This window comes from Halalkalicoccus sp. CGA53 (assembly GCF_036429475.1).
In the GTDB taxonomy this organism is placed as follows: Archaea; Halobacteriota; Halobacteria; order Halobacteriales; family Halalkalicoccaceae; genus Natronorarus; species Natronorarus salvus.
The window spans coordinates 1877808-1897999 of sequence record NZ_CP144125.1 but is presented as its reverse complement, the minus strand read 5'-3'; the positions used below and the strand labels follow the sequence as shown (position 1 = coordinate 1897999).

The 20192-nt window shown below is 67.8% G+C and carries 24 protein-coding genes; 12 read left to right on the top strand and 12 right to left on the bottom strand.

Annotation, left to right across the window (positions count from 1 at the left end; all coding sequences use genetic code 11):
* Positions 1-77: 77 nt before the first annotated feature.
* Positions 78-656: an arsinothricin resistance N-acetyltransferase ArsN1 family B gene (locus V2L32_RS11315; protein ID WP_331232467.1), complete on the top strand. Its 579-nt coding sequence runs from the start codon at positions 78-80 to the stop codon at positions 654-656.
* A 74-nt stretch (positions 657-730) separates the two neighbouring features.
* A complete protein-coding gene (locus tag V2L32_RS11310; RefSeq protein ID WP_331232466.1) occupies positions 731-937 on the top strand; it encodes a hypothetical protein in 207 nt (68 codons plus the stop codon).
* Here the strand turns inward: V2L32_RS11310 and ggt are convergent.
* From ggt to V2L32_RS11295, 3 genes are all read right to left on the bottom strand, one after another.
* Positions 934-2553, bottom strand: a complete 1620-nt coding sequence (gene ggt, locus V2L32_RS11305; RefSeq protein ID WP_331232465.1) for a gamma-glutamyltransferase — start codon at positions 2551-2553, stop codon at positions 934-936. The two genes, V2L32_RS11310 and ggt, sit on opposite strands and share 4 nt — an antisense overlap.
* Before the next feature lie 338 nt (positions 2554-2891).
* The gene (locus V2L32_RS11300) at positions 2892-4148 is read right to left on the bottom strand and encodes a Glu/Leu/Phe/Val family dehydrogenase (protein ID WP_331232464.1); all 1257 of its coding nucleotides are present in this window, start codon (positions 4146-4148) and stop codon (positions 2892-2894) included.
* An 85-nt stretch (positions 4149-4233) separates the two neighbouring features.
* Positions 4234-5064: an HpcH/HpaI aldolase/citrate lyase family protein gene (locus V2L32_RS11295; protein ID WP_331232463.1), complete on the bottom strand. Its 831-nt coding sequence runs from the start codon at positions 5062-5064 to the stop codon at positions 4234-4236.
* Between the two features lie 88 nt (positions 5065-5152).
* Between V2L32_RS11295 and V2L32_RS11290 the strand changes: the two genes are divergently transcribed.
* Both V2L32_RS11290 and V2L32_RS11285 read left to right on the top strand, forming a co-directional pair.
* Complete coding sequence (locus V2L32_RS11290) at positions 5153-5548, top strand: RidA family protein (protein ID WP_331232461.1); 396 nt, start codon at positions 5153-5155, stop codon at positions 5546-5548.
* Positions 5549-5586: 38 nt separating this feature from the next.
* Positions 5587-6036, top strand: a complete 450-nt coding sequence (locus tag V2L32_RS11285; RefSeq protein WP_331232459.1) for a MaoC family dehydratase — start codon at positions 5587-5589, stop codon at positions 6034-6036.
* On the opposite strand, the gene V2L32_RS11280 is transcribed toward V2L32_RS11285, so the two are convergent.
* The 6 genes from V2L32_RS11280 to V2L32_RS11255 all read right to left on the bottom strand — a co-directional run bounded on the left by V2L32_RS11280 (position 6037) and on the right by V2L32_RS11255 (position 10752).
* Positions 6037-6561 (bottom strand): redoxin domain-containing protein, encoded by a 525-nt coding sequence (locus V2L32_RS11280; RefSeq protein ID WP_331232457.1) that lies wholly within the window; start codon positions 6559-6561, stop codon positions 6037-6039.
* Positions 6562-6597: 36 nt separating this feature from the next.
* Positions 6598-6960: a DUF5658 family protein gene (locus tag V2L32_RS11275; protein WP_331232456.1), complete on the bottom strand. Its 363-nt coding sequence runs from the start codon at positions 6958-6960 to the stop codon at positions 6598-6600.
* A 99-nt stretch (positions 6961-7059) separates the two neighbouring features.
* Positions 7060-8754: an acyl-CoA carboxylase subunit beta gene (locus tag V2L32_RS11270; RefSeq protein WP_331232455.1), complete on the bottom strand. Its 1695-nt coding sequence runs from the start codon at positions 8752-8754 to the stop codon at positions 7060-7062.
* A 42-nt stretch (positions 8755-8796) separates the two neighbouring features.
* Complete coding sequence (locus tag V2L32_RS11265; RefSeq protein ID WP_331232454.1) at positions 8797-9033, bottom strand: amphi-Trp domain-containing protein; 237 nt, start codon at positions 9031-9033, stop codon at positions 8797-8799.
* A 40-nt stretch (positions 9034-9073) separates the two neighbouring features.
* Positions 9074-9931, bottom strand: coding sequence for a class 1 fructose-bisphosphatase (locus tag V2L32_RS11260; protein ID WP_331232452.1), 858 nt, complete (start codon positions 9929-9931; stop codon positions 9074-9076).
* The gene (locus V2L32_RS11255) at positions 9931-10752 is read right to left on the bottom strand and encodes a class I fructose-bisphosphate aldolase (protein WP_331232450.1); all 822 of its coding nucleotides are present in this window, start codon (positions 10750-10752) and stop codon (positions 9931-9933) included. The genes V2L32_RS11260 and V2L32_RS11255 overlap by 1 nt, the downstream gene beginning before the upstream one ends.
* Positions 10753-10921: 169 nt before the next feature.
* Between V2L32_RS11255 and V2L32_RS11250 the strand changes: the two genes are divergently transcribed.
* Positions 10922-11782, top strand: a complete 861-nt coding sequence (locus V2L32_RS11250) for a 3-hydroxyacyl-CoA dehydrogenase family protein (RefSeq protein WP_331232449.1) — start codon at positions 10922-10924, stop codon at positions 11780-11782.
* On the opposite strand, the gene V2L32_RS11245 is transcribed toward V2L32_RS11250, so the two are convergent.
* On the bottom strand, positions 11779-12852 hold the full coding sequence (locus tag V2L32_RS11245; protein WP_331232448.1) for a phytoene/squalene synthase family protein: 1074 nt from the start codon (positions 12850-12852) through the stop codon (positions 11779-11781). The genes V2L32_RS11250 and V2L32_RS11245 overlap by 4 nt on opposite strands.
* A gap of 121 nt (positions 12853-12973) precedes the next feature.
* Here V2L32_RS11245 and V2L32_RS11240 point away from each other — a divergent pair, with 121 nt between their 5' ends.
* The 3 genes from V2L32_RS11240 to V2L32_RS11230 all read left to right on the top strand — a co-directional run bounded on the left by V2L32_RS11240 (position 12974) and on the right by V2L32_RS11230 (position 15720).
* Positions 12974-13225, top strand: coding sequence for a hypothetical protein (locus V2L32_RS11240; RefSeq protein WP_331232447.1), 252 nt, complete (start codon positions 12974-12976; stop codon positions 13223-13225).
* Positions 13226-13243: 18 nt separating this feature from the next.
* Positions 13244-14404, top strand: coding sequence for an acyl-CoA dehydrogenase family protein (locus V2L32_RS11235; RefSeq protein ID WP_331232445.1), 1161 nt, complete (start codon positions 13244-13246; stop codon positions 14402-14404).
* 488 nt (positions 14405-14892) lie between these two features.
* The gene (locus tag V2L32_RS11230) at positions 14893-15720 is read left to right on the top strand and encodes an NAD-dependent epimerase/dehydratase family protein (RefSeq protein ID WP_331232444.1); all 828 of its coding nucleotides are present in this window, start codon (positions 14893-14895) and stop codon (positions 15718-15720) included.
* Between the two features lies 1 nt (position 15721).
* Here the strand turns inward: V2L32_RS11230 and V2L32_RS11225 are convergent, their stop codons facing one another.
* Positions 15722-15994 carry a PadR family transcriptional regulator gene (locus V2L32_RS11225; protein WP_331232443.1) on the bottom strand — a complete coding sequence of 91 codons (273 nt, stop codon included), beginning with the start codon at positions 15992-15994 and terminating at the stop codon, positions 15722-15724.
* Between the two features lie 86 nt (positions 15995-16080).
* Between V2L32_RS11225 and V2L32_RS11220 the strand changes: the two genes are divergently transcribed.
* The 4 genes from V2L32_RS11220 to V2L32_RS11205 all read left to right on the top strand — a co-directional run bounded on the left by V2L32_RS11220 (position 16081) and on the right by V2L32_RS11205 (position 19268).
* Positions 16081-16347, top strand: coding sequence for a DUF7111 family protein (locus V2L32_RS11220; protein WP_331232442.1), 267 nt, complete (start codon positions 16081-16083; stop codon positions 16345-16347).
* Between the two features lie 389 nt (positions 16348-16736).
* Positions 16737-17384: a helix-turn-helix domain-containing protein gene (locus V2L32_RS11215; protein WP_331232441.1), complete on the top strand. Its 648-nt coding sequence runs from the start codon at positions 16737-16739 to the stop codon at positions 17382-17384.
* A 236-nt stretch (positions 17385-17620) separates the two neighbouring features.
* Entirely contained in the window at positions 17621-18787 is a 1167-nt protein-coding gene (locus V2L32_RS11210) for a thiolase domain-containing protein (RefSeq protein ID WP_331232440.1), read from the top strand.
* Between the two features lie 106 nt (positions 18788-18893).
* Complete coding sequence (locus V2L32_RS11205) at positions 18894-19268, top strand: Zn-ribbon domain-containing OB-fold protein (RefSeq protein ID WP_331232439.1); 375 nt, start codon at positions 18894-18896, stop codon at positions 19266-19268.
* On the opposite strand, the gene V2L32_RS11200 is transcribed toward V2L32_RS11205, so the two are convergent.
* Positions 19245-20183, bottom strand: coding sequence for an alpha/beta fold hydrolase (locus tag V2L32_RS11200; RefSeq protein ID WP_331236576.1), 939 nt, complete (start codon positions 20181-20183; stop codon positions 19245-19247). The genes V2L32_RS11205 and V2L32_RS11200 overlap by 24 nt on opposite strands.
* Positions 20184-20192: the final 9 nt, after the last annotated feature.

Sequence of the window (20192 nt, the reverse complement as noted above, 5' to 3'; positions counted from 1 at the left end):
CGGCACGACGGAGCCGACCGACTCCCGGAACGTATTTTACGATCGTCAACGAGTGACGGACGATGACGGACGTTCGGATGGCAAATTCCGACGACTGCACTCCAATACGCCGAATTTACGGCGTCTACGTTCGTGAAACCCCGATCTCGTTCGAGCTCGAGGTCCCGAGCGAGTCGGAGGTGCGAGGGCGGATCGAGGGGGTCCTCGAGCGCGACCCGTGGCTCGTCTGCGAGCACGAGGGTGAGGTCGTCGGCTACGCCTACGCCACGCCGTTTCGGGGCCGCGAGGCCTACCAGTGGTCGGTCGAGTCCTCGGTCTACGTCGACGACCGCTACTACCGGAACGGTGTCGCTCGCGGGCTCTACGAGTCGCTCTTCGCGATCCTCGAACTGCAGGCCTACGTCGGTGCCTTCGCCGGGATCGCCCTTCCCAACACGGCGAGCGTCGGGCTCCACGAGTCGATGGGGTTCGAACCCGTGGGGATCTATCGAAACGTCGGCTACAAGGACGGCGAGTGGCACGACGTGGGCTGGTGGCAGCGACTGATCCGGTCGCCGCCGGCGGATCCCACCCCGCCGCGTCCGGTCGACGAGGTCAGGGACTGCTCCGGCTGGGACGACGCGCTCTCGGCGGGAGCGTCGTCGATCCGGCTCTGATCGGTGGTGCTCGGGAGGTCTCCGCAGGTGCGCTGTTCCTCCCGCGACACGGAGCCGAGCACATCGACCTCCGATTGGCGCTCGGAGTCGTGCTGGTACTCGTCGGCCTCGCCTACCTTCTCGCCCCCCAGCAGGTCGCCCGGTTCAACGCGCGCCTCTCGCTGTTCGGCGACGGCGGCGACGTCGAGGGAGTCCCGCCGACCGTCTTCCGCGTCGTCGGCCTCCTGATACTGGCGTTCGGTCTCTGGACGGTGACGAGCGAGGGGCCGCTGTTCGTCTAGAACCCGATCGCCTGGCCGTCGCGCCTCGGGTCCGACCCGCCGATCAGCGTCCCGTCCGGGTCGCGATAGATGAACTGGCCGCCGCCGAAGTGTCCGCCCTCGCCGAGGAACGTGTCCTCCTCGACGAGGTCGTGTCCGCGCTCCATCAGTCCGGAGACGGTCTCCTTCGAGAGCCGGTTCGTCTCCAGCGCGACGCGCTTGCCCTCTAGGAACCGGAACCGGGGGGCGTCGAGCGCGGTCTGGGGGTTGAGCCCCGAGTCGACGAGGTTCGCGACGACCTGGAGGTGACCCGGTGGCTGCATCGAACCGCCCATCACGCCCCAGGAGGCGCGGAACTCGCCGTCTTCCCTGAGCATCGCGGGGATGATCGTGTGGAACGGTCGCTTCCCGGCCTCGAGCGCGTTCGCGTGATCGGGGTCGAGGCTGAACGAGTGCCCGCGGTTCTGCAGCGCGAAGCCGCTCGCAGTGAGCGCGCTGCCGAAGCCCATGTAGACGCTGTTGATGAACGAGACCGCGTTTCCGTCCCCGTCGACGACCGTGAGGTAGACCGTGTTCGCGTGCTCGCCGGCGCGGGCGCCGTACTCGCCAGCGCCGTAGTCGATCTCGCCAGCGCGGTCTGCGGCGTAGGACTTCGAGAGCATCGTCTCCGTCGGTACGTCCGCGAACTCGGGGTCGGTGACGTGGGCGTGGCCGTCGGCGAAACCGATCTTGGTCGCCTCGATCAGGGTGTGGAGTCGCTCCTCGTCGCCGACGTCGGGCGCGAGGTCGAACTCCTCCGCGATGTTGAGCGCCTCGAGCGCGACGATCCCCTGGCCGTTCGGCGGGTGCTCGAGCACCTCAACGCCCCTGTACTCCGTGCTGATCGGCTCGGTCCACTCGCTCTCGTGGGACTCGAGGTCCGCGAGCGAGAGTGCGCCGCCGTGTTCTCTGGCGGTCTCGACGATAGCCTCGCCGATCTCGCCGCCGTAGAGCGCGTCGATCCCCTCATCCGCGATCGTCTCCAGGCTCTCGGCGAACGCCGCGTTCGAAAAGCGCTGACCGGGGGACGGTGCCTCCCCGTTCGGGAGGAACGTCTCCCTGCTCTCGTCGAACTGCTCGATCCGCTCGGCGCTGTTCGCCCACTGCTGGGAGATGTACTCCGTGACGGGAAAGCCCTCGCGTGCGTACCCGATCGCCGGGGCGAGCAGCTCCGCGAGTTCGAAGTTGCCGTAGGCGTCGAGGAGCGTCCGCCAGCCGTCGAGCGCGCCGGGGACCGTCACGGGCATCCCGCCGTCCTCGGGCATCGCCGGCTCGCCGTCGTCGCCGACGCTGTTCGTTCGATCGCGATACGTCTCGATGTCCGCCTCCGCGGGCGCGCGGCCGCTGCCGTTGAGCGCGCGGTACTCCTCGTCGAACTGGGTGAGCGCGAACATGTCGCCGCCGATGCCGGTCATGTGTGGCTCGACGACGTTCAACACCGCCGCCGTGGCGACCGCCGCGTCGGCGGCCGTTCCGCCCTCTTCTAGCACCGAAACGCCGGTTCTCGCCGCGAGCGGGTGGCTCGTCGCGACCATCCCGTTCGTGGCCATCGTCGCCGACCGCCGCGAGTTGAATCCCCAGGGGTACGTGAACTCCATACCACCCCCTGTCGGCGGGGGCTCTTGAAGGCTACAGATGTGGAACGTGCCGCCGGTTCGGCTGACAGGACCGGGCGGATCCGATCGGGTTCGGACGGCTGAAACCCGAAAGTAGGACCATCCGACCGTGTGGCCTCGGCTCGCGTGGCGCGCTTTGCGCCACGCGAGCCGAACGGGGGAGGGCTGGCTCACTCGACGAGCCGTCGCGGTCACGACGGCTCGCTTGCGGGCCTGGTGGACATCGAAAGGACGAACGGCGCGAGGTCGTGAAGCAACCTCGATAAGCGAACGGGGAGAAACGACCCGTGAGTAAGCCTTTTTAGCGCGCGTTCGGGCTTTCAGGGGAAGACGCCGCCCTCGTCGAACGCACGCACCACGCGCTCGATGGCGACGACGTAGGCGGCCATCCGGAAGCTCGGGAGCTCCTTCTCCTCGTACGCCTCGACGAGCGCATCGAACGCCTCGACGATCATCCGTTCGAGTTCGTCGTTCACACGCTCTTCGGTCCAGTAGAAGCGCTGGCGGTTCTGCACCCACTCGAAGTAGCTCACGGTGACCCCGCCGGCGTTCGCGAGGATGTCCGGGAAGACGTACACGTCGCGGTCTTCGAGCACGCGATCCGCGCCGGGGGTGAGCGGGCCGTTGGCCGCCTCGACGATCATCTCCGCCCGAACGTCGTGGGCGAGCTCCTCGTCGATGGCGTTCTCGAGCGCGGCGGGGACCAGAAGGTCGCAGTCGAGCGTCAGCAGCTCTCTCCCACCGAACTCCGCGGTCGCGCCGTCGAAGCCGCTCACCGAGCCGGTCTCGTCCTTGAACTCGCGGACCTCGCGGGTGTCCAGTCCGTCCTCGTCGTAGATCGCCCCGGAGGAGTCGCTGACGGCGACGACCCGCGCGCCGAGGTCCTCGAAGAGCTTCGCCGCGATCCAGCCGGCGTTGCCGTAGCCCTGCACCGCGACGCTGGCGTCCTCGATCTCGCGGTCGAGGTAGGAGAAGGCCTCGCGGGCGGTGAGCATCGTCGACCGGCCCGTCGCCTCGACGCGGCCCTCGCTGCCGCCGCTCTCAAGCGCCTTGCCGGTGATGACTCCCGGCGCCGTCGTGTTCTCGAGCGTCTCGTAGGTGTTCTTGATCCAGTTCATCTCCCGCTGGCCGGTGTTGACGTCCGGCGCGGGGATGTCGACGTCCTCACCGATGAACGGCCGGAGTTCGACCGCGTACGCCCGGCTGATCCGTTCGAGTTCGGTCTCAGAGTACTCCCGCGGGTCGATCTCGATGCCGCCCTTCCCACCACCGTAGGGGATGTCGACGACCGCGCACTTGTAGACCATCCAGCCCGAGAGCGCCTTCACCTCGTCGCGGGTGACCCCTGGGTGGTACCGGATCCCGCCCTTGTAGGGTCCGCGGTCGCCGTTGAACTGCGAGCGGTAGGCCGGAAACCGTTCGAGCGAACCGTCGTCCATCCGGACCGTGAGGTTCGTCTCGAGGACCCGTTCGGGGTACTTGAGCCGCTCCGCGGCGTCGCCGGGGACGTCGAGGTAGCCGAGGGCATCGTCGATCTGCTCCTGAAGACTCTCGAACGGGTTGGCCTGCTCGGACATTACCTACGACGACAGCCGAAACCGGTTTAACCGTGTCGAAATACGTACCATACCACCCTCTCTAGGTAGTACAGACGTCCTTATATCATCGCTCCGGGTCCGACCGTCTCGCGATCCGCTCGGCGCGCGCGATCAACGGCGCGTCGATCATCTCGCCGTCGACCCGGAAGACGCCCCGACCCTCCCGGTCGGCCTCCTCGCGTGCGTCCAGCACCCGCTCGGCCCACGCGAGCTCCTCCCCGGTCGGCGCGAACGCCTCGTGGATCGGTTCGACCTGTGCCGGGTGGATCGCCATCTTCCCGTCGTAGCCCAGCCCGGCGGCGAACCGCGTCTCCGCGGCGAGACCCCCTCGATCCTCGATGTCGGTGTAGACCGTGTCGATCGCGTCGATCCCGGCCGCACTCGCGGCGATCACGACCCGCTCGCGCGCGTAGAGCACCTCTGTTCCGTCTTCGGTACGGGTGGCCCCGACGTCCGCCGCGAGGTCCTCCGCACCGAAACAGAGCGCGTCGGTCGCCTCCGCCGCGGCGACCTCCGGGGCGACGAGCACGCCGGCGGCGCTCTCGATCAGCGCGATCACGGGAAGCGACTCGCCGTGTTCGCTCGCCAGCGACGCGAGTTCCTCGACGTCCTCCGCACCCGTCGCCTTCGGGAGCATCAGGCTGTCCGGGACCGTCCCCTCGAGCACCACGGGGAGGTCGTCCTCGGGCTCTGCGACCCGCACACAGATCTCGCAGTCGGGGGCGAACTCGGGGTCGGAGAGGGCCCCCCGAACGGCTTCCCTCGCCTCCTCCTTTCGAGCGGGAGCGACCGCGTCCTCGAGGTCGAAGACGACCGTGTCCGCGCCGGCACCGGGCGCCTTCCGCATCATCTCCGGTCGATCCCCAGGCGTGAACATGACGCTTCGTCTGAGCATGGTTGGGGAACGGGACCGTACCGCTTGAAACCCGCTCACCCCGGAGCGGCAGCGATACGGTCACCCGGGGGGATCGCGTACCACCTCCATGGAACGAACGACGGTGTCGAGCGGGACGAAGTGGGAGTCGAGCGTCGGCTACTCGCGGGCGGTCCGGGTCGGGCCGCACGTGGCGGTCTCCGGGACGACCGCGACCGACGAAAGCGGCGACCTCGTCGGGATCGACGATCCCCACGAACAGACCGAGCGAGCGCTCGCGAACGTCGAACGCGCGCTCTCCGAGGCGGGGGCGAGCCTCTCGGACGTCGTCCGGACCCGGCTGTTCGTGGTCGACATCGAGGACTGGGAGCTGATCGGCGAGGCGCACGCGGCAGTCTTCGGCGAGATCCGCCCCGCGACGAGCATGGTCGAGGTGCGTCGACTCATCGACCCCGGGATGCTCGTCGAGGTCGAAGCCGACGCGATCGTTACCGACCGACCCTGAACCGACACGGCTTTTCGACCGGCCGACGAGCCCTCGCCATGCCCGGGCTCTACTACGAGGAGTTCACCGTCGGCGAGACGATCGAGCACGAGACGCGACGGACGATCAGCGAGGCGGACAACCAGCGTTTCTGCGACATGACGATGAACCAGCAGCCGTTACACCTGGATAGCGAGTTCGCCGCCGAGACCGACTTCGGCGAACGGCTGGTGAACGGGCTCTACACGATGAGCCTCGCCGTCGGCGTCTCGATCCCGGAGACGACCGACGGAACGATCGTCGCGAACCTCTCCTACGACGACGTCTCACACCCCGCACCCGTCTTCCACGGCGATACGATCCGTGCACGGTCGACGGTGACGGAGAAACGCGAGACGAGCGACGGCGAGCGCGGTATCGTCACGATGCACGTCGAGGCGTTCGACCAGGACGACGACCTCGTCTGCGAGTTCACCCGAACGGTCCTCTCGCTGAAGCGCCCGGAGTGATCACCGCTCGGGATCGTACCTCGGCCTGGCCGGGTCGAACTCCCGACCGAGCAGCGCCTCCAGTTCCCCCGCGACCCGCGCGAACGGTGTCTCGTCGGGCTCGAAGGCGTCCTCTACGGACCAGACGTAGCGTACCTCCCAGTCCGCGTCGACGAGCACGAGCCCGCGTTTCGGCGCCGGTCCGTGGACCTCCCAGTCGTCGTAGGCGAGCCCGTAAGCGTCCGCACCGCCCGCGTGGAAGTCCGAGAGCAGGGGGAACGTGAGGGCGTACTCCTCGGCGAAGGCCGCGTGGGCGAAGATCGAGTCCCCCGAAACCCCCCACACGGTGAGATCGGCCCCGCTCCAGCCCGCGTCGTCGAGCGCACGGAGCTCCTCCGTCGCCACGGGGGCGAAGTCCGCCGGATAGAAGTACAGCAGGACGGCGCGGCCGGCGTCGATCTCGCGGTGGAGGTCGTAGACGTGGGCCTCGCGTCCCTCGACGCCCGGGAGCGAGAGGTCGGGTGCCTTCTGGCCGACGGCGATCATATCCGACCTGCGTGAGAGGGGTTAAAGAACGTGGCGCTAGCTCACCAGGAGGATCAACGTGAGGTTGATCGCCGACGCGACGACCCACGGGATCGCGAGGCCGAGCGGGATCACGGGCGAGAAGCGGTCCGGAAGAACCGCCCAGCAGGCGACACCGATCGTGAGCGCCCCACCCTTCAGCGCGACCATCGTCCAGTAGCCGTAGCCCTCGATCGCGCCGCGGGCGACCGGGTTCGCCTCGGTCAGCCCGATCTGGAGCCCGTGGTACGTGAGGAGGATGTCGGCGATAGCGGCGAGGACGACCACCGCCCAGAGCGCCCGCTCGTGGCGGGCGAGCGTTCGGTAGGTGGCCTCGACCCTGCTCCGGCCCCCTCGCTCCGTCGCGGTTTCGGTCGCCATGGGACGTCCCGATCCGGGACGGCGCTCGCTACCACCCCGGGGACTATTGCTAACGGGTCCATACGCGACCTGTGGCCGGCCCTTAACGGATCGGAAATACTAGATTATCGTGCCGTGCTTGCGCTCCGGTCGCCGCTTCTCGACGCTCTCGTAGAAGGCGAAGCGGTTCGCCAGCTCGTCGCGGAGCTCGCTCGGCGGGATCACCTCGTCGATCACCACCTCGCTCGCCATCCGCCGAACGTCGATGTCCTCTCTGTACTCCTCGCGGAGCTCTGCCTCCCGTTTCGCCCGTTCGTCCTCGTCGTCGATCGCCGCGAGCTTGTTCGCGTAGACCGCGTTGATCGCCGCCTCCGGGCCCATGATGCCGATCTCGCCGGAGGGCAGCGCGATCGTGCTCTCGGGGTCGTAGGCGGGGCCGCTCATCGCGTAGATCCCCGCGCCGTAGGCCTTCCTGACGATCACGCACTGTTTCGGCACCGTCGCCGTCGAGGTGGCGTAGATCATCTTCTTTCCCTTCTCCAAGATCGCGTCGCGTTCGACCGCGGAGCCGGCCATGAACCCGGGGGTGTCACAGAGATACAGGAGGGGGATCTCGTAGGCGTCGGACTTCCAGATGAACTCCGCGGCCTTCTCCGCGGAGTCGGGGAAGATCGCTCCCGCCCGTTTCGCGGGCTGGTTCGCGACGATCCCCACCACGCGGCCGTCGATTCTCGCGTAGGCGGTGAGGATCTCCGAGCCGTACTCCGGCCGCAGTTCGAGGAGGCTGCCCTGGTCGACGACGCGTTCGATCACCTCGCGCACGTCGTAGCTCCGGTTCGGCTCCTCGGGCACGACAGCGTCGATCCCCCGGGGCGAGTTCGCCGGTGGTTTCGACTCGCCCGTCGGCGGCTTCTCGCCGGCCCCGTCGGGGAGGTAGGTGATGAGCTTCGCGACGAGTTCGCGGGCGTGCTCCTCGTCGCTCGCGACCAGGTCGGCGCTGCCGGACTCGCTCGCGTGCATCCGCGCCCCGCCGAGTTCCTGCATGTCGATCTCCTCGCCCGTGACCATCTCGACCATCCGCGGGCTGGCGATCGCCATCGCGCTCATCCCCTCGACCATCACCGTGAAGTCGGCGAAGACCGGCGTGTAGGCCGCCCCGGCGATGCACGGGCCGTAGAGTACGCAGATCTGGGGGACCGCCCCCGAGAGCATCGAGTGGTTGTAGTAGTACTTGCCGATCCCCTCCCGGTTGGCGAAAAAGCCCGTCTGCTGGTCGATCCGACCGCCCGAGGAGTCCATCAGATACAGAACGGGCTTTCCCGTCTTCAGCGCCCGTTCCTGCATTCGGAGGAACTTCTCGACGCCCTTCGCGGCCATGCTCCCGGCTTTCACCGTGAAGTCGTTGGCCATGAAGTGGACCTCGCGACCCTCGAACTCCGCCGCGCCGGTGAGGAGGCCGTCGGCTGGCAGCCGGTCCTCGGCGTCGCGTTCGGCGAACTTCCCGTCCTCGAAGAGCAGCTCCCCGAACCAGAGGTCGAGTCGGTCGCGGACGAACAGTTTCCCCTGGTCGGAGAGCCGCTCCCTGTACTTCTCGGGCCCACCCCGTTCGATATCCCCGATCTCCTCTCGCAGCCGCTCTTCGCGCTCGGTGGGATCCAGGTCGTCGACGGGCTCGACGACGCCCTCCTCGACGGCGGTCGGCTCCGCCGAGTCGCCGAGGTAGACCTCGACCTCGTCGTCGAACTGACGGGCGAGCGCGGCGGCGATCGCCGACGCCTCCTCGGCGCTCGCGTCCTCGCCGATGCGGACTCTCATACCCGCGACTGTACGCGGTTATCCTAAACCGTTTTCCATTAGCTATGGCTGCCAGTCGAGTTCGATCGTGATCGTCTCGCGGTCACCGCGCAGTCGCCTCGAGCGCTCGACCACGTCGATCCGGTAGTTCACCTCCTCCGGCGGGCTCAGTCCCACCGCCTTGTTACCGACCGCGACGCGGAGCTCCTCCTCCCTGAACGCCGCGGCGAGCGCCTCGAGCCTGTCGGCCAGCTGCTCTCGCGAGAGCCGTTCGGTGTCGCTCGTCTGCGCTGCGGGCATGCGGGAGCCGTACGACCGGGATCGGTATAGAACCCGGGTCTCAGGTGGAGAGGATCGCCTCGAGCCGGTCGATCAGCTCCCTCGAGCCGACGTGGACCGGCACCCGCTGGTGGAGCTCCGTCGGTTCGACGTCGAGCAGCGATCGCTCGCCGTTCGTGCTCGCCCCGCCGGCGGCCTCGACGATGTATCCGATGGGGTTGCCCTCGTACTGGAGCCTGAGTTTGCCCTCGGGGGCGGACTCCAGCGCGGGGTACGCGAAGATCCCACCGTAGGTGAGCACCTGGTTCACGTCCCCGATCATCGCCCCGCCGTACCGGAGCCGGAGGCTCTCGTCGGACTCGATCTCCCTGGCGTACTCGGTGAACGCGTCCGTCCAGTCGGGCACTCGGCCCCCGAAACCGTAGATCGAGGGCTCCTCGGGCAGGGTGAGCTCCTCGTTCACCACCTCTCGCTCGCCCTCTCTGATCACGTCTTCGCTCACCTCCCCGCCGACCGCCGCCGCCATCGTCGTGATCGGCCCGTAGAGGACGTACGCCGCGCCGACGAGGTCGCGTCCCGAGGCGGGGAGCGCCGCGTCGTAGATCCCGACGATCGTTCCCATCGTGTTGTTCGGTTTGAGGTTCGAGGAGCCGTCGAGCGGGTCGACCGCGACCGAGAGTCCACTGCCGAGGTCGACGACCGACTCGTCCTCCTCGCTCGCGTAGGCGCCGATCCCGTCGATCTCGCGCAGCCGGTCCTGGATGAGGTCGTCGGCGTACTCGTCGGCGGCCAGCCTGGCCTCGCCGCTCGGGTTCGTCTCGCCGCTCTCGACCCGTCTCCCCGGGAGCGCGGCGCGGATCTCGGGCGCGCAGGCGGCGACCGCGTCGAACACCGCCTCGACGGTCTCTCGTTCGCCCATCAGTCGTCGGTCGCCGCTGCCGTCTCCGTCCCCGTCGCCTCGAGCGCCTCCTCCGCGGTCTCGCCCCCGAAGATCACCCGTTCGAGCCCGTCGAGGATGCCCTCGGGCTCCTCGCGCTGGAAGACGTTCCGGCCGACCGCCAGGCCGGCGGCGCCGGCGCCGGTCGCCTCCGCGACCGTCTCCAGGAACGCCCGATCGTCGGTCTTCGACCCGCCGGACATCACGACCTTCGACTTCCCCGCCATCTTACAGGCGTGTTCCATCGCCTCCGCGCTTCCGGGGTACTTCACCTTCGTGACGTCCGCGCCGAGTTCGAGGCCGAGGCGCGTCGCGTACGAGATCACGTCGGGTTTCGTGTCGTTTTTGAGCCCCTGTCCGCGCGGGTACGACCACATCACGACGGCCATGTCGTGCTCGCGGGCGGCCTCCTGGACCTCGCGGAACTCCTCTGCCATCTCGACCTCGTGGTTCGAGCCGCCGTAGAGGGTGAAGCCGACCGCGTCGGCGCCCAGTTCGGCGGCGTACTCGACCGAGCAGTTCACCGCCGAGTCGTGCTCGCCCATCCAGAGGTTCGACGTGCCGTTGACTTTGAGGAGCAGGTTCACGTCGTCCTCGTAGGAGGGGTAGTACGCCTCGGCGATCCCCTTCTGGACCGCGACCGTGGTCACCGCGTCGTGGGTCGCGGTCTCGAAGACGCGTTCGGGGTCCATCGTCTCTGGCACCGGCTCGAAGTCGACCGGTCCGTGTTCGAGGCCGTGGTCGTAGGCGAGGATCAGTATCTTTCCGTCCCGGGCGATCGGCGAGTCGGTCAGCGGAAGCATATACGTCGAATCCGGCGACCACGTATAAGAAGCTACTGACCCGACCTATCACGTCCACCGGCTGACGGGCGGTAGCAGCCCCGAGGAGCCCGATTCCGATATACGCTCACTATGGGTGTAGTAAACACAAGAGAGGTACGTTTAGGGCCACCCCGACGAAAGCGCCCGCATGGTCAAACGGCTCTCCGAGGTCGAGACGGTGGGCGTCGTCGGTGCGGGAACGATGGGCAACGGTATCGCACAGGTCGCCGCGACGGCGGGCTACGACGTGGTGATGCGCGACATCGAGACCGAGTTCGTTGAGCGAGGGGTCGAGGCGATCGAGTCGAGCCTCTCGCGGTTCGTCGAGCGGGGAACGATCGAGGAGGGGGAATCCGGGGACGTACTCGACAGGATCGTGGGGACGACCGACCTCGCGGCGCTTTCCTCCTGTGACCTGATCGTCGAGGCGGTCGTCGAACGGATGGACGTCAAGCGAGAGGTGTTCGCCGATCTGGACGGGATAGCCGGCGGTGAGGTGCTGCTCGCGACGAACACGAGCACGCTCTCGATCACCTCGATCGCGAACGCGACCGACCGGCCGGGGAGCGTGGTGGGGCTTCACTTCATGAACCCGGTGCCGATCATGGAGGGCGTCGAGGTGGTCGTCGGCGAGCGGACGGAGGAGGGGGCCGTCGACCTGGCTCACCGGTTCGCGGAGGCGCTCGGGAAGACGACCTGGGAGGCAGACGACAAGCCCGGCTTCGTGGTCAACCGGATCCTGATGCCGTGGATCAACGAGGGGATCCGCGCGCTCGACGAGGGCGTCGGCGAGAGAGTGGACATCGACGAGGGGATGAAACTCGGGACGAACGTGCCGATGGGTCCGCTCGAACTCGCCGACCACATCGGCCTCGACGTCTGTCTCGGGGCGACGCGGACGCTCCACGACGAGTTCGGCGATCGGTACACCCCCGCCTACCTGCTGAAGCGGAAGGTCGAAGCGGGTGACCTGGGGAAGAAGACCGGCCGCGGGTTCTACGAGTACTAGAGCTGCGCCTGGTGGAACGGCTCGCGCGAGATGGTCTCTCTGAGCCCCGACAGCTCCTCCGGGCTCGCACCCGAGAGCATCGTCGAGACGATCGCGTGGACCTCGGATCGGGAGATCTTCACACCCGCACCGGTGACGGCGTCCTCCGGGCGCTCCGCGAGCTCTCGCAGCGTACCGACCGCGAGGAGGTACGGGATCGCCCAGGCCGCCAGCCGGTTGCCGTCGGTCTCGGGGACCGACTCGAGGTAGGTCTGTGCGTCGTCGAGAAAGCCCTCCGCGTGGTTCGCGGTCCGCTCGACGACGCTCGCGGAGCCGTCGACGTTCTCCGCGGCGACGACTCGCTCCTGGGCGACGCCGCGCTCACCGAGCCAGGCCGCCGGCAGATAGACGTTGTTCTCCTCCCGGTAGTCGTCGTAGACGTCCTTCGAGATGTTCACGAGCTGCAACAGCAGGCCGAACGACTCGGCGGTGCCGTAGAGACGCTCTCGCGTGCGCGGTGAGACGCCGTCGCGACAGACGAGGTTCGTGATCAGCTGGCCGACGGTGCCGGCGGCGTAGTAACAGTACTCCTCTAGCTCCTCCCGGCTCTGGATCCGCAGACCCCCCTCCTCGGCGTAGCGGTCGACGAACAGCGCCATCCCGGTGACGAGTTCGCGCACCGGCGGGGTGATCGCAGAGCGCACCGCGGGGGGCTGGCGCTCGAAGGTCCGGACCACACGTTCGGCCTCGGCGACGACCTGCCAGTCGGCGTCGCGCTCGTCCTCGGGGGGGAGCCACGGCTCGACGTCGGCGAGGAACGTCCCGACGCCGGTCCGACTGGCCGGATCGAGCACCTCGTCGTAGGTGCGCAGGAGCGCGGCCTGATCGTCGGCCGGGATGTGGCCCGCGTCCTCGACGGTGTCCGCGATCCGACAGAGGAGATAGCCGACGCAGATGTACGACGACATCGGATCGTCGAGGACGTCGATGGTGAGCGCGAACGTTCGTGAGACTCCCTGTACCGCCTCGTGACACCACTGGAGGTCGTCCGTGGCGGGGGGAGCCGTTCGGTTCCGTGGGGGTCCTTCCATGTAGTCGTTGCCCGCCCTACGGCACGAGAGTAAAAAAACCCACAGAACTTCGCGTTCGTTGCCGCCCGCCCGCGCACCCGCCGGGGTAAGCCTTAGCCCTCCGGGTCGTCTCCGTTCCCCCATGGGCAAACTGAAGCGTGCGCTCGGGCTCGGGTCGAAGCGACTGCGTGCGTTGACGGTGATCGTCGCGGCCGCACGGGCGTTCGCCGCGGGCAACCGCCTCCGCGCGCTCGCACTCGGCGCCGTCGCACTGCTCGCCTGGAAGTACATGCTGGTGGCGCTGGCCGCCGACCTGATCGTCTCTCGCGTGCTCTCGATCGGCGAGGAGAGCGAGGAGGCGGACGAGGACGGGAAGGGAAAGGTACACGACTGATCGGGCACATCTCCCGGTATGGATTTCGGGCTCTCGGCCGAGCAGCGTCAGATCAGGGAGATGGTCGCTGAGTTCGTCGACAGCGAGGTCGTCCCCCGCGCGTCGGAGATCGACGCATCCGACGAGTTCCCTCGCAAGCTGATCGACGAGATGGCCCCGCTCGGCCTCCTGGGAATGCCGTTTCCCGAGGAGTACGGCGGCGCCGGTCTCGACTACCACTCCTACGTGATCGGACTGGAGGAGATCAGCCGGGGCTCCGGCGGCCTGGGTACGGTAATCGCCGCCCACATCAGCCTCGCGGGGAACATGCTCTACGAGTTCGGGAGCGAGGCCCAGAAGGAGACGTACCTCACGCCGCTCGCCGGGGGTACCGAGATCGGCGCCTTCGCGCTCTCGGAGCCGGGGGCGGGAAGCGACGTGCCCGCCATGGAGACGACGGCGGAGCGAGAGGAACGTGCCGGCGGGCACGCAGAGTACGTCGTGAACGGCGGGAAGCTCTGGATCTCGAACGGCTCGGTCGCCGATACGGTGATCCTCTTCGCGAAGACCGACCCCGATGCGGGGAACAAGGGGATCTCCTCGTTCGTGGTTCGACCCGGAGAGGACGAGGGGTTTCGCGTCGAGGGGACGGAACACAAACTCGGGGACAAGGGCTGTCCGACGGCCGAACTCTCCTTCTCGGAGATGCGGATCCCCGAAGAGAGACGTCTCGGCGAGGAGGGCGAGGGGTTCGTCCAGGCACTGAAAACGCTCAACGGCGGTCGGATCACGATCGCCGCCCGCTCCGTGGGTATCGCCCAGGCAGCCCTCGACGAAGCCCGGAGCTACGCGGGAGAACGCGAGCAGTTCGGCCGGCCGATCGGCGAGTTCCAGGCGATCAAGCACAAGCTCGCGGACATGGACACGAAGACCCGCGCCGCACGGCTGCTCATGCACGACGCGGCCGACAGGAAGATCCGTGGCGAGTCGTTCGTGAAGGAGGCCGCCCAGGCGAAGCTCTACGCGAGCGAGGTCTCGCGCGAGGTCGCGAACGAGGCGATCCAGATCCACGGTGGCTACGGCTACACGACCGACTTCCCGGTCGAGCGCTTCTACAGGGACGCGAAACTGAACGAGATCTACGAGGGCACCTCGGAGATCCTCAGAAACACGATCGGGGATCAGGTGCTGGGGGAGTGAGGTCGGCTTCCCACCCTCGGTAGCTCGCGACCTCGCGCCCCGGGACGAGTTCGAGGTCGCCATCACGGTGACGAGCGCCCCGCCCGTCTCGCGGACGATACCGGCACTGAGCATCTCGGCGGACTCGATCGGCGTCCCCCGGTCTAGAAGTTCGGACCCGATCGTCGCGGCTCCGAGCGCGGATGCCTAGGTTGCCGTCGGCGGTTCGATCCAGTCGAGCGCCGACGCCGTCGAGGTGACGCCCGCCTGCCGTTGGGTTCGGGTGCCGTATCGATCCGTCTCTCAGAGGACCGGCGTCGGCCCGCCCCACACCCTCTTGCACGATTCGATCACGTACACACGAGATAAACCGTGCTGCCCCCGTCCCGTGTTCGGCGACGGCTCCGTTCGCGGGGCTCGACGTCGGGGCGAGCCTGTTCGACCGTCGCCGGGCGAGCGTCGTTTTCTCGGGGCACAGGTTTACGACCCCGCGGTTCGCACGCCTCCGCATGAACGTCCTTCTGACCGGCGCCCACGGCACCGTCGGCTCCGCGATCCGCGATCGGCTCGACGAGCGATACGAGTTCACCTACCTCGACCTCGAGGAGCACCCCGAGTACGAGACGGCCGTCGCCGACGTCTCCGAATACGACCAGCTCTCGACCCACCTCGAGGGCCAGGACGCGGTGGTCCACCTCGCGATGCCCGACTACGTCGGCGGGTCGACCTCGCGCGAGGTGAGCTGGGACCCGGGGTTCGAACGCTCCACGCGGGCGCTCTGCAACGTGATCGACGGGGCGCGAGAAGCGGGGGTCGAAAAAGTGATCTACGCCTCCTCGAACCACGCGGTCGGGCTCTACGAGGTTCGGAGAGCGCCGGAGATCTACCACCCGGGACACGGCGTGATGGTCGATCACACGGTCCCACCCCGGCCCGACTCGCGCTACGGGTTGGTGAAGGTGTTCGGCGAGGGGCTGGGTCGGCTCGCGGCGGAGGTCCACGGCCTGGACTTCGCGGCGATCCGGATCTGTGCGGTCCGCGACGAGCCCTACGACCACCCCTACGGCGACGCCGAACGCGGAGTCGACCGGGGCGACTGGGACCGGGGAAGCGAGGGGTACGAGGAACAGGTCGCCCGCTTGAAGGGGATGTGGCACTCCCGACGCGACCTCGCGCACATGGTCGAGCGGTGTCTGGAGACCGAGGGGATAGGCTTCGACGTCTTCTACGGCGTGAGCGACAACGACCGGCGCTGGTTCGACATCGACCACGCTCGCGAGCGGATCGGCTACGACCCAGAGGACGACGGCGAGGAGTGGGACGCCCCGCCGGAGTAGCTCACCTCAGCTGTTCGGTCATCCACTCGTAGTGCTCTCTGAGCGCTCGCTCGCCCTCGTCGGTGAGCGAGTAGACGTCCGCGAGCCCCTCGACGCGTTTCTCGATCAGCCCACTGTTCTCGAGCGCCGAGAGCTGTGCGTAGAACGTCTTCGGGTCGAGGCGCTCGTCGTAGTGCGCTTCCAACCTGGACTTGAGTCGCTGTGCGGTCCCCTCCGATCCGGAGAGCAGCACGCAGAGGTCGCGTCTCGGCCCGCTCTGTAACCACTTCGCCATACAGGGGGTGGAGAGCGCGGGCGACTCGGACGTTGTGGTTCGTCGCCGACCGGTAGAGTAGGGTGGGAGCGGTTCGTAGCCCCACTATGGCCGACGCGACGCTCACCGAGAACGGAACTACGGCACGATACCGAGAGACGGAGACGGAGCGACTGCTCGAGTTCGAGCGAGACGGCCGGCGGGCGACGGTCGCCCAGAACCGAGAGGGCTACGCGATGGTGAAGGTCAGAGACGGCGAGGAACTCGAACGCTACTACGGCTTCGACATGGCGCTCGACCACGCGGCGGAGCTGCTGGGGGTATCCGTTCCGGATCTCCCGGTCCCGGACGAGGCGTCCGACATGGGGATGTAACACGGATCGTGTCGAACGCGTGACTCATGGAGCGTGACATCCCGCGATACCGCGGAAGGCCCGGAGGAACTACGGGTGTCCTCTCTCGGGAGCACGAAAAAGGTGGGCCGTGCCTCTGACATCACCGGGGATCAGGGGGAGGACCGGCTGATCCCCGCCTTTCGCCGCCGGGATACCGTTCGTCCCTGGGGCGATATGTTACTATGCTGCCAGCATATATAACGACGGTAGCTTACTATGGAACTACGCGCGAGATTATGATACGCGATGAGATACGTTCTGAGGTGACCTCCGTGACGTTCGTGGGTGAGCGATGGAGAAAGACCAGGTTGGCAAGACCATGTATGTGTAGTGGAAGCTTTTCTCTCCGGACGTCGTGAGGGGGTCACATGGCGAGTATCGCCGTGTTCTCGGTCGCAGCGGCCACCTTTCCGCTCGGGAGCGTCTTCGACGACCTGCCGGAGGTGACGGTCGAACTCGAACGCATCGTGCCGACCGGCGAGGTAGTCGTCCCGTACTTCTGGATCTACGGCGCCGACAGCGAGGCAGTTCTGGACGCGTTCTACGACAAACCGGGGGTGCTGAACATCGAACTGGTCGATAGCATCGACGAGAGCGTCCTGATGCGTGCCGAGTGGGACTACGAGGTCCACGGGATCAAACGCGGCATCTTCGAATCGGGGCTCACGCTCCTCTCGGCGAGCGGGTCCTCCGACGAGTGGCGCTTCGAGCTGCGAGCACCCGATAGGGTATCGCTGTCCGCGTTCCAGTCGTACTGCCAGGAGAACTGCATCGGAGTCGAGCTCACGCGGCTGTACACGCTCTCGGAGAGACGGACGGACCGAGAGTACGGGCTGACCGAGCCACAGCTCGACGGGCTGACGCTCGCGTTCGATCGAGGCTACTTCGACAGCCCTCGACGGACTACGTTAGAGGAGCTCGCGGACGAACTCGGTGTCTCGCGACCTGCCGTCTCCGACCGGCTTCGGCGGGGTCTCAGGAACCTGCTCGCCAGCACCATCGCCGAACCCGACTGACCGTGGGACGAGACCCCCGTCTCCCTCATCCGTAGCTCACGCGTCAGTGGTGTCAGTAGAGCTACTACCGCCACCGTCTCGGGGCGGCACCCCACCGAACACACCTATCTCGCTCGGTACGCGGTCTCGATCGGTTCCGGCGACGCTCGACTATCGGATCCACTAGACACGCGGTTGTCGAATCAAGTATGCCCGTATTCGTCACCCCTATACGGGCGACCCGACTACTGAGGACAATGTCGAGTGTACGTATCGCTGGCGTGGGACACACCCACTTCGGACAACACCCCGAGCGGACGGGTCGCGACCTCTTCGCCGAGGCGAGCGTCGAGGCGTTCGCCGACAGCGGCGTGGATCGCGACGACGTCGAGGCCCTCCTCTACGGTAACTTCATGGGCGAACTCGCGGAGAACCAGGGCCACCAGGGCCCACTGATGGCCGAAGCGGCGGGGATCCGCGCCCCCGCCACGCGCTTCGAGAGCGCGTGCGCGTCGAGCGGGTCGGCGGTCAGACACGCGGTGCGCGAGATCCGAAACGGCGAGGCGGACGTGCTCCTCGTCGGCGGCGCCGAGCGGATGACGAACCTCGGCACCGCTGGCGTCACGGAGGCGCTCGCCTCCGCCGCCGACGACCTCTACGAGATCCGCATGGGGATCAACTTCCCCGGGGCGTACGCGCTGATGGCCCAGGCGTACTTCTCGGAGTACGGCGGCGGCAAGGAGGAACTCGCGGCGATCGCCGTGAAGAACCACGCCAACGCCGTCGAGAACGAGTACGCCCAGTTCCAGCGCGCGATCAGCGTCGAGGACGTGCTGGAGGCACCTCCCGTGGCGGAGCCGCTCGGGCTCTACGACGCCTGTCCGATCACCGACGGCGCGAGCGCGATGGTGCTCGTGAGCGAGGGGTACGCGGAGAGGGAGGGGATCAACGCCCCGGTCGCGATCACCGGGACGGGTCAGGGGGGCGACCGGATGGCGCTCGCCGACCGGACGTACCTCGCGCGGACCCCCGCGGCGACGAGGGCGGCCGAGGAGGCCTACGCCGACGCCGGGATCGGAGCCGAGGACGTCGACGTCGCGGAGGTCCACGACTGCTTCACGATCGCGGAGGTGCTCGCGATCGAGTCGCTCGGTTTCTTCGAACCCGGTGAGGGGATATCGGCCGCAGCGGAGGGGGAGACGACCTCGGACGGGGCGCTCCCGGTGAACCTCTCGGGCGGGCTGAAGGCGAAGGGCCACCCCGTCGGGGCGACCGGCGCGAGCCAGGTGATCGAACTGGCGAAGCTGTTCCGGGGCGATCACGTCAACAGCGACCTCGTCGAGGACGCGCGGATCGGCGTCGCGCACAACGCGGGTGGGACCGTCGCCAGCGCGACGGTTCACGTGTTGGAGGTGGTCTCGTGAACCCCGTGAACGAGGGTACGCCGGAGCGTTGCTCCGGAGGTGGTCTCGTGAGCGAGCACTGTGAGCGAACGGGAGTACGCCAGAGCGTTGTTCTGGAGGTAGGAGCATGAGCGAGGAGCCCGGCAACGAGGGCTACGACGAGTGGCTCGACGCGCTCGCGGATGGCGAGGGCTACGCGCTCGTCTCGCCCGGCGGATACGGCTCGCTCCCGCCACGACGGGTCTGTCCCGAGACCGGAAGTACCGACCTCTCGCGCGAACCCCTCCCGGACAGCGGGACGATCGAGACCTTCTCGAGGGTTCACGTCGCCTCGCCGAACTTCGGCGGCGAGACGCCGTACGTGACGGCGATCGCCGACTTCGGCGTCGTCAGGCTCACGGGGCTCTGTCGAGGGATCGACGATCCGGCGGTCGGGACTCGCGTGACCGCAGACGTGGAGGACGTGGGTGGCGAACGGCTAGTCGTGTTCCGCCCGGGGTAGCTCCTCCTCGACGATCTCGACGAACTGCTGAGGGTGTTCGGCGTGCGGGAGCAGGCGCGCGCGGTCGATGACGACGAGTTTCGCGTTCGCCTCGTCCGCGAGGTCGCGACCCTCCGCGAGCGGGGTGACCTCCGCCTCGCGACCCCAGACGAGCGTGACGGGGACGTCGAGCTCCGAGAGCGCCTCGCTGAGGTCCATCGGCCGGTCGAGGAAGCCGCCGATGAACGATGCCGGGGCGAAGCGCGCGCCGGGCTGGTGGCTCGTCTCCCAGAGGTACTCGATCTCCTCCCGGTCCATTGCGTCGGTGTCGTAGTAGCTGTGATCCGCGCTGAAGTACCTGATCGAGGGCTTGCTCGCGATCAGGTTGTAGAGCGCGGTACCCACGAGCGGCGTGCGCACGAGCGAGCGGACCAGGGGGCGTGCCTCGCTCATCGTGCCCGTGGTCGGACAGATCAGGACGAGCCGCGAGACGACGCCCTCCGAGGCGGCCTCGACGGCGTACGCCGCGGAGAGCGAGGAGGCGACACAGGTCGCGTCCTCGGTGACGTCGCGGGCGAAGTCGGTGACGAACGCGGTGTAGAGCGACCCCGAGTAGAGCAGCGGCGGCCGATCCGAGAGCCCGAAGCCGGGCAGATCCGGCGCGATCACGTGGTAGTGCTCTGCGAGGTCGTCGAAGACCTCCGAGAACTCCTGGCTGGAGGCGGCGGCGTTGACGCCGTGGACGAGCAGCAGGTCCGGTGCCTCGGGATCGCCGGCCTCCGTGTAGGCGACGTCCATCCCTCGCCACCGGTAGGTCCGCTGGTCACCGGAGAGCGCGGGGTCGAGGTCGTCGACGCGACGACCGGCGAGACGGTTCCCGACGGCCGCGAGACCGATCGCGCCGACGCCCGCGACGAGCAGACTGCGTAGCTTCATACCCCACAG

Coding starts and splice junctions, on each gene's coding strand:
- V2L32_RS11200 (WP_331236576.1), bottom strand. CDS start 20,183: ATGAAGCTACGCAGTCTGCTCGTCGCGGGCGTCGGCGCGATCGGTCTC.
- V2L32_RS11280 (WP_331232457.1), bottom strand. CDS start 6,561: ATGATCGCCGTCGGCCAGAAGGCACCCGACCTCTCGCTCCCGGGCGTC.
- V2L32_RS11295 (WP_331232463.1), bottom strand. CDS start 5,064: ATGCTCAGACGAAGCGTCATGTTCACGCCTGGGGATCGACCGGAGATG.
- V2L32_RS11285 (WP_331232459.1), top strand. CDS start 5,587: ATGCCCGGGCTCTACTACGAGGAGTTCACCGTCGGCGAGACGATCGAG.
- V2L32_RS11240 (WP_331232447.1), top strand. CDS start 12,974: ATGGGCAAACTGAAGCGTGCGCTCGGGCTCGGGTCGAAGCGACTGCGT.
- ggt (WP_331232465.1), bottom strand. CDS start 2,553: ATGGAGTTCACGTACCCCTGGGGATTCAACTCGCGGCGGTCGGCGACG.
- V2L32_RS11255 (WP_331232450.1), bottom strand. CDS start 10,752: ATGCTTCCGCTGACCGACTCGCCGATCGCCCGGGACGGAAAGATACTG.
- V2L32_RS11235 (WP_331232445.1), top strand. CDS start 13,244: ATGGATTTCGGGCTCTCGGCCGAGCAGCGTCAGATCAGGGAGATGGTC.
- V2L32_RS11215 (WP_331232441.1), top strand. CDS start 16,737: ATGGCGAGTATCGCCGTGTTCTCGGTCGCAGCGGCCACCTTTCCGCTC.
- V2L32_RS11245 (WP_331232448.1), bottom strand. CDS start 12,852: ATGGAAGGACCCCCACGGAACCGAACGGCTCCCCCCGCCACGGACGAC.
- V2L32_RS11275 (WP_331232456.1), bottom strand. CDS start 6,960: ATGGCGACCGAAACCGCGACGGAGCGAGGGGGCCGGAGCAGGGTCGAG.
- V2L32_RS11290 (WP_331232461.1), top strand. CDS start 5,153: ATGGAACGAACGACGGTGTCGAGCGGGACGAAGTGGGAGTCGAGCGTC.
- V2L32_RS11210 (WP_331232440.1), top strand. CDS start 17,621: ATGTCGAGTGTACGTATCGCTGGCGTGGGACACACCCACTTCGGACAA.
- V2L32_RS11225 (WP_331232443.1), bottom strand. CDS start 15,994: ATGGCGAAGTGGTTACAGAGCGGGCCGAGACGCGACCTCTGCGTGCTG.
- V2L32_RS11300 (WP_331232464.1), bottom strand. CDS start 4,148: ATGTCCGAGCAGGCCAACCCGTTCGAGAGTCTTCAGGAGCAGATCGAC.
- V2L32_RS11315 (WP_331232467.1), top strand. CDS start 78: ATGGCAAATTCCGACGACTGCACTCCAATACGCCGAATTTACGGCGTC.
- V2L32_RS11270 (WP_331232455.1), bottom strand. CDS start 8,754: ATGAGAGTCCGCATCGGCGAGGACGCGAGCGCCGAGGAGGCGTCGGCG.
- V2L32_RS11220 (WP_331232442.1), top strand. CDS start 16,081: ATGGCCGACGCGACGCTCACCGAGAACGGAACTACGGCACGATACCGA.
- V2L32_RS11265 (WP_331232454.1), bottom strand. CDS start 9,033: ATGCCCGCAGCGCAGACGAGCGACACCGAACGGCTCTCGCGAGAGCAG.
- V2L32_RS11230 (WP_331232444.1), top strand. CDS start 14,893: ATGAACGTCCTTCTGACCGGCGCCCACGGCACCGTCGGCTCCGCGATC.
- V2L32_RS11250 (WP_331232449.1), top strand. CDS start 10,922: ATGGTCAAACGGCTCTCCGAGGTCGAGACGGTGGGCGTCGTCGGTGCG.
- V2L32_RS11205 (WP_331232439.1), top strand. CDS start 18,894: ATGAGCGAGGAGCCCGGCAACGAGGGCTACGACGAGTGGCTCGACGCG.
- V2L32_RS11260 (WP_331232452.1), bottom strand. CDS start 9,931: ATGGGCGAACGAGAGACCGTCGAGGCGGTGTTCGACGCGGTCGCCGCC.